The following is an 11,365-nucleotide window of genomic DNA, read 5'->3' as shown; positions in this document are numbered from 1 at the left end:
GCCCGAATCCTGCGAGCTCCGCGCGAATCTGCGAAGCCTGAGAACTCGGCACACGGCACCGCGCCGCTGACCGCGCGACGCGGCTAGGCGTCGAAGCCTTCGGCGATGAGGTCGATGAGTTCCTCGCGCTCCTCCACGGGGAGGAAGGCGCCGGCGGCCGCGTTGAGCTGGAACGCCTCGAGGTCGTCGAGCCCGTACTCGAACGTCTCGACGAGCAGCGCGAGCTCGCGCGTCAGCGACGTGCGGCTCATGGTGCGGTTGTCGACGTTCACGGTCACCGAGAAGCCGAGCTGGTACAGAAGGTCGAAGGGGTGGTCCTCCATCGTCGTGCCCCAGCGCTCGATCGCGCCGGTCTGCAGGTTCGACGACGGCGACAGCTCGAGCGGGATCTCACGGTCGCGCACCCAGCGGGCGAGGTCGCCGAACTGCACCAGCACCTCTTCGCCAGCGCGTGAGACGACCTCGAGGTCCTCGGCGATGCGCACGCCGTGGCCGAGCCGCAGCGCGCGGCCGTCGATGAGCGCCGAGCGGATGGACTCGAGCCCGGCGGCCTCTCCGGCATGGACGGTCGCGGGGAAGAACTCCGACGCCAGGTAGTCGAAGGCGTCGCGGTGGTTCGAGGCGGGGAAGCCGTCCTCGGGACCGGCGATGTCGAAGCCGACCGCGCCGCGGTTGCGCCACTCGACGGCGAGGCGAGCGATCTCGAGCGAGCGGTCGGTGTGACGCATCGCCGTGATCAGCTGGCCCACGCGGATGTCGTGGCCCCGGCGTTCGGCGGCATCCTCACCCTCCTCGATGCCCTCCTGCACGGCGGCGACGACCTCGTCGAGCGACAGCCCGCGCGCGAGGTGCTGCTCCGGCGCCCACCGCACCTCGCCGTAGATCACTCCGTCGGCGGCGAGGTCCTCGACGAACTCGCGCGCGACGCGCGTGAGGCCCTCGCGGGTCTGCATCACGGCGGTCGTGAGGTCGAACGTCTTCAGGTACTCGACGAGGGAACCCGAGTCGCTCTTCTCCGCGAACCAGTCCGCCAGGTCGTCCGGCTCGGACTCGGGGACGTCGAGCCCGATCGCGTCGGCCAGCTCGATGATCGTCGCCGGTCGCACGCCTCCGTCGAGGTGATCGTGCAGCGACACCTTGGGGAGGCTCCGGAGCGACAGACCGTCGAGAATGGCGTCGCCGTGCTGGTCGATGGGCATGGATTTCTCCTCGATTGCGATCGCGAGTGGGGTGATGGACGGATGCCGCGACCCGGCGCCGCGCCGGATCCTCGGCGCGGGACTGACCCAGCCTAGGCGGTGATGCGTTCCAGGACGAGAGGAGCGGCAGCCGGCGCTGCGGCGCCGATCTGCAACGCGCCGTCGACTGCTTCGAGGGCGCGTTCGAAGCGCGAGTCATCCTCGCCGAGCAGGGTGAACAGCGGCTGGCCGGCAGCCACCTGATCGCCCGGCTTGACGTGGAGGTCGATGCCGGCGGCATGCAGCACCGGGTCCTGTGCCCGCGCACGACCGGCACCCAGGCGCCACGCGGCGATGCCGAACGGCAGGGCCTCCATGCCCGTGACGTATCCGGACTGAGCGGCGGTGACCGTGTGCGTCTCGTTCGGAGCGGGCAGCGCGGCATCCGGATCGCCGTCCTGCGCGAGGATCATGGCGCGCCAGGCGTCCATGGCGCGGCCGTCCCGGAGGGCCGCCTCGACGTCCGCATCCGGCTGCCCCGCTAGTGCGAGCATCTCGCGGGCGAGCGCGATCGTCAGTTCGACCACGTCGGCGGGACCACCGCCGGCGAGCACCTCGACGGACTCGCGCACCTCGTTCGCGTTGCCGATGGCGAGGCCGAGCGGCGTGTTCATGTCGGTGAGGAGCGCGGTGGTCGCGACGCCCGAGTCGGTGCCGAGCGCCACCATCGTGCGCGCAAGCTCGCGAGCGCGGTCGACGTCGCGCATGAACGCCCCCGAGCCGAACTTCACGTCGAGCACGAGCGAGTCGGTGCCCTCGGCGATCTTCTTCGACATGATGCTCGACGCGATGAGGGGGATCGCCTCGACGGTGCCGGTGACGTCCCGCAGGGCGTAGAGCTTCTTGTCGGCGGGTGCGAGCCCCGAGCCGGCGGCGCAGATGACCGCCCCGACGTCGCGCAGCTGCGCGAACATCTCGTCGTTCGACAGCGCCGCGCGCCAGCCCGGGATCGACTCGAGCTTGTCGAGCGTGCCGCCGGTGTGACCGAGCCCGCGGCCCGAGAGCTGCGGGACCGCCACGCCGAACGAGGCGACCAGCGGCGCGAGCGGCAGCGTGATCTTGTCGCCGACGCCGCCCGTGGAGTGCTTGTCGACGGTGGGCTTGCCGAGGCCGGCGAAGCTCATGCGCTCCCCCGACGCGATCATCGCGTCGGTCATGACGCGGATCTCGTCGCGCGTCATGCCGTTGAGGAGCACCGCCATCGCGAACGCGGCCATCTGCGAGTCGGCGACGTAGCCGCGTGTGTATGCGTCCACCATCCAGCGGAGCGCCGGCTCCGGCACGGAGCCGCCGTCCCGCTTGCCGCGGATGACGTCGACCGCGTCGAAGGGCTCGACGGCCGCAGCACCCGTACCCGGCTGTTCGACAGGTGCGCCGGTCATCGTGCCGCCTCCTCGAGATCCCTGGGGCCGAACGCGTCGGGGAGCACCTCGTCGATCGTGCGGATGCCCGACACGGTCTCCAGGAGCATGCCGGGAATGGCGAACTCGTTCAGCAGCTGGCGGCAGCGACCGCACGGCATGATCGTGTCGCCGTGGCCGTTGACGCACACGAAGGCCACGAGGCCTCCCCCGCCCGACATCTGCAGCTCGCTGACAAGGCCGCACTCCGCGCAGAGCCCGACGCCGTACGACGCGTTCTCGACGTTGCAGCCGGTCACGATGCGCCCGTCGGTCACGAGCGCGGCCGCACCCACCTTGTAGCGGGAGTACGGTGCGTACGCGCGCTGCATGGCGGCGGTGGCGGCGGCGCGCAGCTCGTCCCAGTCGATATCGGTCACTTCAGGACTCCGTTCACGGTGAGGGAAAGCGTCACAGGGGTCCGCTGCCGTTCCGTCGAGCCCGTCGGTGCATGCGTCCGACTGTCCAGGTATCCGGAGGGTCGGCGGCGGCGGGTCCGGATGCCGCGGCTCGGCATCCGTCGCTCGTCACGGTCGCGGCGGGCACGGTCACCCCTTTATGTATGGCTTGCCCGCGGCGGCGGGGCCGCGGATCTGCCCGGCGAAGCCGGCGACGGCGAGGATCGTGACGATGTATGGGAGCATCGCCATGAACTCGACGGGAATGGGCGTCTCGAGCACGGACAGCAGGTTGCGCAGGTTCGTCGCGAAGCCGAACAGCAGGGCGGCGAACGTGGCGCGGATCGGGTCCCACCGGCCGAAGATGACGGCCGCGAGGGCGATGAAGCCGAGACCGGCGGTCATGTCCTTCGTGAACTGCGGGACCGACACCAGCGTGAAGTACGCGCCGCCGATGCCCGCGATCGCGCCGGCGAGCGAGACGTTCCAGAAGCGGGTGGTGTTGACCCGGATGCCGACGGTGTCGGCGGCCTGCGGGTGCTCGCCGACCGCGCGCAGGCGCAGTCCCCAGCGCGTGCGATACAGCCCCCACGCGACCAGCGCGACCGTGACGTACATCAGGTAGCCGATGAAGGTCTGGTTGAACAGCACCGGGCCGATGATCGGGATGTCGCCGAGCAGCGGGATCTTCCAGCGCTCGAAGACGACGGCGCTGTTGAGCGCCTGCTCGTTCGGCACCAGCAGCGCGCCGTAGAGGAACCCGGTGAGGCCCGCGACGAGCACGTTGAGCACGACACCGACGATCACCTGGTCGACGAGGTACTTGATCGAGAACGCCGCCAGCACGAAGGCGACCAGCACACCGCCGATCATCGCGCCGATGAGACCGACGAACGGGTTGTGCGTGATGCTCGACAGCAGCGCGGCGACGAACGCGCCGAACAGGAACTGACCCTCGATCGCGACGTTGACGACGCCCGAGCGCTCGCCGATCACGCCACCGAGCGCGCCGAAGATGAGCGGGATCGACAGCGATACAGCACCGAAGAGCAGACCGGTCACGGGGACGAGCCCGTCGGCGGCGGCCCACACGAGAAACGCGAAGATGCCGAGCAGTCCGTAGACGATGGGAAGCCACGCGCCCGGACGGCGGTAGGTGTAGGCGGCCCACAGCGCGTACAGCGTCAGGAGCAGCAGGATGACCCAGACGGCCCAGCTGGTGGCCGCGGTCGGCACCGAGACGGTCGGCAGGTCGAGCACGGATCGCGCGTCGCCGAGGCGGAACCGGCTCTCACCGGTGCGCGGCGCGAGCAGGAACAGGAGTGCGAGCAGCACCGTCACGATGGACAGCGAGATCGCCAGCTTGAAGTGGCGGATCTTCACCGGCGCCGCGGTGGATGCGGCCGGTGCGGTCACGAGGGTCGCGCTCATGATGCCGACACCGCCTTCTCGTTCGCGGGCTGGGGCGGATCAGCGGGAGGGCTGGGCCGCTTGGCCGCCTTGGCGCGGGCCTTGGCCGCCTTCTCGGCATCCGTCTTGGGAAGGAAGAAGATCGTGCGCACGAGCGGCGGCGCCGCGATGAAGAGCACGATGAGCGACTGCACGACGAGCACGATGTCGACCGGGATGCCCTGCGACGCCTGCATCGTGAAGCTGCCCGCCTTGAGGGCGCCGAACAGGATGCCGGCAGCGAAGGTACCCCACGCGCGGCTGCGGCCGAGGAGGGCCACCGTGATGGCGTCGAAGCCGATGCCGGCATCGATGTGCGAATCGAAACCGGTGACGACCGAGCCCTGGATCTGGTTCATCGCGGCGAGGCCCGAAAGACCACCGGCGAACAGCATCGCGTAGATGTACATGCGCGACACGGAGATGCCGGCCGCGCGAGCCGCGTGCGGGTTCTCGCCGACCGCGCGGAGCCGGAAGCCGAGGCTCGAGCGCTCGATGAGCCACCAGACGAAGACGGTCGCCGCGATCACGATCACGAAGCCCCAGTCGAGCAACGGGAAGCGGGGCCCGAGCAGGTCGGGGAACTGCGCGCTCGGCGGCGTCGGGCCCGAGATCGGCTGGTTGCTGTTGGACTGCTGCAGCAGACCGGGGGTGCGCACGAGCCACATCACGAAGTACAGCGCGACGTAGTTGAGCATGATCGTGAGGATCACCTCGTGTGCGCCGGTGCGCGCCTTGAGGAGACCCACGATGCCACCCCAGATCGCACCGCCCGCGATACCGGCGGCGAGCGTGAGCGGCAGCTGGATGAACATCGGCAGATCGAGCTGGAAGGTGACCAGCGCCGCCGTCGCGGCGGCGATCAGCATCTGCCCGCGGCCGCCGATGTTGAACAGGCCGACGCGGAACGCCAGTGCGACACCGAGGCCGGCGGCGATCAGCGGGGCGGCGAATCCGAGCGTGTTGGTCAGCGGCCGGATCTGCGTGGCGAAGTCATTGGCGCGGGCGTTGAAGATCGACCCGCGGAAGAGCGCCTCGTAGCCGCCGTAGACGGAGTTCCAGATGGCGACGAACGTGTCGCCCGGACGGGCGAAGAAATACACGGATGCCGTGCGCACATCCTCGTTGGTGAACGCCATCAGGATGCCGCCGACGATCATCGCCGCGACGATCGCGAGGATCGTCGTGACGGCGCTGCCGCGCAGCAGCTCCTTGATGAACACGTTCTGGCGCGGCGGCGGCGGCACCTCACCGTCGACCGCGCCGGGCGCCTCGGGCGTCGGTGCGGGCAGGCCCGGTGATCCGGTGAGCGGCCCCGAGACGGGAGGCAGCTGCTCGGGCGGCAGGCCTCGGGTCGGCTCGGAGGCTCCGGAGGCCGGTGCCGGGGACTGGTCGTTCACGCAGCCGCTCCGCTCTCGGGCGACTCGCCCGCCATCATGAGGCCCAGGACGTCTCGAGGCGTGTCGCTGGGCACGATGCCGACGATCCCGCCGCGGTACATGACCGCGATCCGGTCGGCGAGGGCGACGACCTCGTCCAGCTCGGTGGACACCACGAGCACCGGCACCCCGGCATCCCGTGTCTCGACGATGCGGTGGTGGATGAACTCGATCGATCCGACGTCGACACCGCGCGTCGGCTGCGACGCGACGAGGAGCTTGAGCTCGCGGCTCATCTCGCGGGCGATGACCACCTTCTGCTGGTTGCCGCCCGACAGGGTGCCGGCGGGCACGTCAGCACCCTGGGTGCGGATGTCGTACTCGGTGATGCGGGCCTTCGCGAAGTCCTCGAGCTCTCCGCGGCGGATGGTGCCGGCGCGTACGAAGTCGGAGTCGCCGGAGCGGTCGAGGATGAGGTTCTCGGCGACGGTGAACGTTCCGACGAGGCCGTCCTCGGTGCGGTCCTCCGGCACGAACCCGACGCCTTCGTCGAGGATCGCGCGAATGCTCTTGCCGACGAGCTCGACGCCGTCGAGCGAGACCGAGCCGCTGACACGGTCGCCGAGTCCGACGATGGCCTCGACGAGTTCGGTCTGTCCGTTGCCCTGGACGCCGGCGACGGCGAGCACCTCGCCGGGGCGGACCGTGAAGCTGACGTCGTCGACGACGACGGCGCCTTCGGCGGTGATGACGCGGAGGCCGTCGACCGCGAGGCCGCCCTCGCCGATCTTCGGCGGGTTCTTGTGGACGGTGAGCTCGACGGCGCGGCCGACCATGAGCGAGGCGAGCTCGGTGTTGGAGGCGGTGGGCGACGCCTCGCCGACGACCTTGCCGAGCCGGATGACGGTGATGCGGTCGGCGACGGCGCGCACCTCGCGGAGCTTGTGGGTGATGAAGACGATCGAGGTGCCCTCATCGCGGAGCTGTCTCATGATCACCATGAGCTCGTCGGTCTCCTGCGGGGTGAGCACCGCGGTGGGCTCGTCGAAGACGAGCACCTTGGCATCGCGCGCGAGCGCCTTGATGATCTCGACGCGCTGCTGCACGCCGACCGGGAGCTCGCCGACGAGGGCGTCGGGATCGACCTCGAACCCGAAGCGGGCGGCGACGTCGCGCACGTGCTGGCGGGCGGCGGCGAGGTCGAGCGCGCCGAGCGCCTTCGTGCTCTCGTGGCCCAGCATGACGTTCTCGGCGACGGTGAAGACGGGGATGAGCATGAAGTGCTGGTGCACCATGCCGATGCCCGCGGCCATGGCGTCGCCCGGGCCGCGGAAGTGCTGGACCCGATCGTCCAGCAGGATGTCGCCCTCGTCGGCCTGGTAGAGGCCGTACAGCACGTTCATCAGGGTGGACTTGCCGGCGCCGTTCTCCCCCAGGAGAGCGTGGATCTCACCGGGTCGGACCACGAGATCGATGTGGTCGTTCGCGACGAGAGACCCGAACCGCTTCGTGATTCCACGGAGCTCGAGCTTCATACTGTGCACCTTAGCGATTGAGGCAGCGGGCGAGGAAGGACCGCGGCCGGGCGGATATGGCATCCACCCGGCCGCGGCATGTCTGCGCTCGGATTACGGCGAGCTGGGCGAGGTCACCTCGAGGTCGCCCGAGATGATCTGCTCCTTCAGAGCGTCGAGCTCGTCGAGGAGGCCGTCCGGCAGCTGCGACTCGAACGAGCCGAAGCCGGAGAGGCCGACGCCGTCGTTGTCGAGCGTGCCGACGTACGGAGCGACGTCGAACTCGTCCGCGGCGGCCTGCATGGTCGCCTCGTAGACCGCGCTGTCGATGCGCTTCATGATCGAGACCAGCACCAGGTCGGCGACCGACGGGTCGGCGACGGCCAGGTCGGAGTCGACGCCCAGCATCACGGCGCCGTTGTCGGTGTCGCGGATGGCCTGTGCGGCGCTCTGGTAGATCGGGCCGCCGACGGGCAGGAGCACGTCGACGCCCTGGTCGAGCGCGGTCTGCATGGCCTGCTTCGAGTCGTCGTTCGCCTCGAAGTTGAACGTGAACTGGCCGGTCTGGGCAGCGACATCCCAGCCGTACGTGGCGACGGAGGCGCCCTTGTCCTCGTTGTACTTCTCGACGCCGTCGACGAAGCCGTCCATGAAGATCGTCACGGGCGGGATCGGGATGCCGCCGACGGTGCCGACGTTGTTCACGCCGGACTGCGCCGACCATGCGGCCGCGGCGTAGCCGCCGAGGTACGCGGCCTGCACCGTGTCGAACATGAGGGGCTTGATGTTCGGCGCGTCGGTCTCGCCGTCGCCGGTGTCCTTGCCGTCGTCGCCGGTGGCGCCGGTGTTGTCGGCCCAGTCGTCGATGATCGCGTACTCGAGGTCGGGGTTCGCCAGCGCCGAGGCCACGGTGTCGGCGGAGAGCTTGAAGCCGACCGAGACGATGAACGTGCAGCCTTCCGAGACCAGGTTCTCGAGGTTCGGCGCGTAGTCGTTCTGCGACGACGACTCGACGTCGATGAGTTCGACGCCCAGCTCGTCGGCAGCCTTCTGCATGCCTTCGAGTGCCGACTGGTTGAACGACTTGTCGTTGAAGCCACCGTCGTCGGAGACGATGCACGGGGTGAAGCCCTCGACGGCGGGCCCGGCGTCCCCACCCTCGGTCGGGCTCGTCTCGGGCGCGGAGCCGCAGCCCGCGAGGGCCAGCAGAATGCCCGCGGCGGCTGTGACGCCGACAAGCTTCTTGGTGCGTGAGATGGTCAACTCAGCCTCCACTACATTCCCCCGCGTCCTTCACGGGGACTGCACAAAGTTACCCACTGTGACGGCGCGGTTGCATACTCCATGGGCCCCTGTTCGCGAAAGGTTACAAAGACGCAATACGCGGCGCCATGAGGAGAGCGGATGCCGCCGCCGGCGGCGAGCCGGCGGGTCCCTTGCCACGCCCGGCGCGACGGGTCGCGTGGCCGGCTGCGCGGCGCGTCAGAGGACTTCGCCGCGCCCGCTCAGCTTGAGCGCGTCGACCACGCCCTTCACGCGCTGCGCGTGCTCGCTCGTCGTCACCAAGAGCGCGTCCTCGGTGTCGACCACGACGATGTCGCGCACGCCGATCAGGCTGATGACGCGTCGCGTCTGGCTGACCACGATGCCGCTGGCGGCGTCGGAGAGGATGCGGGCGTTCTCGCCGAGGATGGCGAGGTCGTTCTTGCGGCCGTGCGAGTTGAGCTTGGCCAGGCTCGCGAAGTCTCCGACGTCGTCCCAGTCGAAGTGGCCGGGGATGACCGCGAGGCGACCCTTCGCGGCCGCAGGCTCGGCGACCGTGTAGTCGATCGCGATCTTCTTGAGCGTCGGCCACACCCGGTCGACGACGGGCCCGCGCTCATCGCGGTCGTCCCATGCCTCGGCCAGATCCATGAGTCCCGCATACAGCTGCGGCTCGTTCTCGGCGATCTCGCCGAGGAGCACGTCGGCGCGCGAGATGAACATGCCCGCGTTCCAGAGGTAGTTGCGGTCGGCGAAGTACTCCTTCGCCGTATCGAGGTCGGGCTTCTCGACGAAGCTCTCCACCAGCGCGGCCTCGGGCGCGCCGTCGATCGACAGCGCGTCGCTCTTCTTGATGTAACCGAAGCCCACCGACGGCTCGGACGGCTGGATGCCGATGGTGCAGATGTACCCTTCGCGCGCAGTGGCGACCGCCTGGTTCACCGCCCACTCGAACAGCTGCGGCACGCGGATGACGTGATCCGCGGCGAACGAGCCGATGATGACGTCGGGCTCCCGGCGCGAGAGGATCGCTGCTGCGAGGCCGATCGCCGCCGTCGAGTCACGAGGCTCGGATTCCAGGAAGACGTTCTTGTCGGCGATGCCGGGGAGTTCCCGCTCCACCGCCGCGCGGTGCGCGCGGCCCGTCACGACGGAGATGCGATCGGGGCCGGCGAGCGGCTCGAGCCGGTCCCAGGTGTCGCGCAGCAGGGTCTGCCCCGAGCCGGTGAGGTCGTGGAGGAACTTCGGCGCGTCGGCACGCGACAGCGGCCACAGCCGGCTGCCGATGCCGCCTGCGGGAATCACGGCGTAGAAGTCGTCGATGGGTCCTGGCATGTCTCTGAGGCTACCGCCAACCCGCGCGCGCGACGGCGGCCGACCTCGCGGCCGGCCGCCGTCGCACCCGGTTCAGCCGTGACGCGGAGAGGTGCCCGGCGTCGCCTCGCGCAGGGACTCGAGCATCGCGTCGAACGCGGGCTTCGGCGAGTAGTCGTCCTCGAGGATCGTCGCCCAGCCCTCACCCGGGAACACGTCGGGAACCCAGGAGTTGGCGTCCGGGAAGCCCCACACCGTGAACGACGAGCAGGCGGTCACGTTCAGGCACGCCTCCAGCATGGCGTCGTAGCGCTCGGCCTGCACGGCGACCTGCTCGGGCGTCGGGCCGGTCTCACCCGCCTGCAGCGGGATGCGGACGTCCGCCTCCGTCACCGCCACCTGCAGTCCCAGCGCGGCGAAGCGCTCGAAGTTCGCCTGGATCGAGGTGTCGAAGCCGTACAGCAGGCTCAGGTGGCCCTGGGCGCCGAAACCGCCCAGCGGCACGCCGTCGGCCAGCATCCGCTGTGCGAGCGCGTAGTAGGCGTCGGTCTTCTCGTTGATGCCCTCGGCGTTGTAGTCGTTGAGGAACAGCACCGCCTCGGGGTCGGCCTCGTGCGCCCAGCGGAACGCGTCCTCGAGGAGCGCGATCGGGTCCGCGGCGCAGGCCTTGAGGAACGGGTTCGCCTCGGTGCGCAGCCGCACCCCGCCGTTGTCCCACGTGTCCTGGAAGATCTCGTTCGCGACATCCCACTCGTAGATCTCGCCCTTGAAGTGGCCGACCACGGTGCGGATGTGGTCCTCGAGCACGGCACGCGCCTGGTCGCACGTCCACGTCTGGCTCGCCGCGGTCACCCAGGCCGGGTTCTGGCTGTGCCACAGCAGCGTGTGGCCGCGCACCTGCTGGTGGTTCGCCTTCGCGAAGGCGACCAGTGCGTCGGCGGACGAGAAGTCGTACACGTCCGGAGCCGGGTGGACGGCATCCCACTTCATGTCGTTCTCGGGAGTCAGCGACGAGAACTGGGCGCTCAGGACCTGCTGGTACTCGGTGGGGGCGCTGCGGTCGTAGTCGACGAGGTCCCGTTTGCCCCAGACGGCACTGCCGATGGCGAGGTCGCGCGGCGCCTGGTTGCGCAGGGTGTCCTTGTCGGCGTGGCTGTATCCGGGCGGCTCGGCATTCGCTGCGGTCGCGCCCCAGAGGGGCAGTACCAGGGCAGCGGCGGCGGTGGCCACCACGAGTGATCGGAGAGATCGGCGCATTGGGGAACTCCTGACATCGTTGTCGGTCATACGCGTCGCCTGAGCGGCACATATGTTTTTGCGTACAACAAACGCTAGGCGGCACTTTCGGACAGGGCAAAGGGTTTCGGAGTGTTTTCCACGGGACCGGCGATGCGCTCCGAGATCTCTCGA

General features: G+C 69.6%; 9 protein-coding genes. All 9 read right to left on the bottom strand.

The window, feature by feature from the left end; translation table 11 throughout:
- Nucleotides 1-83: 83 nt before the first annotated feature.
- Entirely contained in the window at nt 84-1,199 is a 1,116-nt protein-coding gene (locus tag Q9R08_RS12015; protein ID WP_308868257.1) for an adenosine deaminase, read from the bottom strand.
- Between the two features lie 92 nt (nt 1,200-1,291).
- Nucleotides 1,292-2,620, bottom strand: a complete 1,329-nt coding sequence (locus tag Q9R08_RS12010; RefSeq protein WP_308868256.1) for a thymidine phosphorylase — start codon at nt 2,618-2,620, stop codon at nt 1,292-1,294.
- A complete protein-coding gene (locus Q9R08_RS12005; protein ID WP_308868255.1) occupies nt 2,617-3,018 on the bottom strand; it encodes a cytidine deaminase in 402 nt (133 codons plus the stop codon). Before Q9R08_RS12005 ends, Q9R08_RS12010 begins: the two co-directional genes overlap by 4 nt.
- A 168-nt stretch (nt 3,019-3,186) precedes the next feature.
- The gene (locus Q9R08_RS12000) at nt 3,187-4,467 is read right to left on the bottom strand and encodes an ABC transporter permease (protein WP_308868254.1); all 1,281 of its coding nucleotides are present in this window, start codon (nt 4,465-4,467) and stop codon (nt 3,187-3,189) included.
- Complete coding sequence (locus Q9R08_RS11995) at nt 4,464-5,885, bottom strand: ABC transporter permease (protein ID WP_308868253.1); 1,422 nt, start codon at nt 5,883-5,885, stop codon at nt 4,464-4,466. The genes Q9R08_RS12000 and Q9R08_RS11995 overlap by 4 nt, the downstream gene beginning before the upstream one ends.
- The gene (locus Q9R08_RS11990) at nt 5,882-7,399 is read right to left on the bottom strand and encodes an ABC transporter ATP-binding protein (protein WP_308868252.1); all 1,518 of its coding nucleotides are present in this window, start codon (nt 7,397-7,399) and stop codon (nt 5,882-5,884) included. The genes Q9R08_RS11995 and Q9R08_RS11990 overlap by 4 nt, the downstream gene beginning before the upstream one ends.
- 93 nt (nt 7,400-7,492) lie before the next feature.
- Nucleotides 7,493-8,641: a BMP family lipoprotein gene (locus Q9R08_RS11985; RefSeq protein ID WP_308868251.1), complete on the bottom strand. Its 1,149-nt coding sequence runs from the start codon at nt 8,639-8,641 to the stop codon at nt 7,493-7,495.
- Between the two features lie 219 nt (nt 8,642-8,860).
- On the bottom strand, nt 8,861-9,976 hold the full coding sequence (locus Q9R08_RS11980) for a mannose-1-phosphate guanylyltransferase (RefSeq protein WP_308868249.1): 1,116 nt from the start codon (nt 9,974-9,976) through the stop codon (nt 8,861-8,863).
- Nucleotides 9,977-10,048: 72 nt separating this feature from the next.
- Nucleotides 10,049-11,212, bottom strand: coding sequence for an endo-1,4-beta-xylanase (locus Q9R08_RS11975; protein WP_308868248.1), 1,164 nt, complete (start codon nt 11,210-11,212; stop codon nt 10,049-10,051).
- Between the last annotated feature and the right edge of the window lie 153 nt (nt 11,213-11,365).

Origin of the sequence: Microbacterium psychrotolerans, assembly GCF_031085295.1 — a bacterium.
Classification (GTDB): domain Bacteria; phylum Actinomycetota; class Actinomycetes; order Actinomycetales; family Microbacteriaceae; genus Microbacterium; species Microbacterium psychrotolerans.
Note: the sequence above shows the minus strand (reverse complement) of the source record. Positions and strands in the feature narration are given on the sequence as shown.

What these genes read in the sequence shown, in the direction of transcription:
- Q9R08_RS12015 (WP_308868257.1), bottom strand. Translation starts at nt 1,199, where the DNA reads ATGCCCATCGACCAGCACGGCGACGCCATTCTCGACGGTCTGTCGCTC.
- Q9R08_RS12010 (WP_308868256.1), bottom strand. Translation starts at nt 2,620, where the DNA reads ATGACCGGCGCACCTGTCGAACAGCCGGGTACGGGTGCTGCGGCCGTC.
- Q9R08_RS12000 (WP_308868254.1), bottom strand. Translation starts at nt 4,467, where the DNA reads ATGAGCGCGACCCTCGTGACCGCACCGGCCGCATCCACCGCGGCGCCG.
- Q9R08_RS11990 (WP_308868252.1), bottom strand. Translation starts at nt 7,399, where the DNA reads ATGAAGCTCGAGCTCCGTGGAATCACGAAGCGGTTCGGGTCTCTCGTC.
- Q9R08_RS11980 (WP_308868249.1), bottom strand. Translation starts at nt 9,976, where the DNA reads ATGCCAGGACCCATCGACGACTTCTACGCCGTGATTCCCGCAGGCGGC.
- Q9R08_RS11975 (WP_308868248.1), bottom strand. Translation starts at nt 11,212, where the DNA reads ATGCGCCGATCTCTCCGATCACTCGTGGTGGCCACCGCCGCCGCTGCC.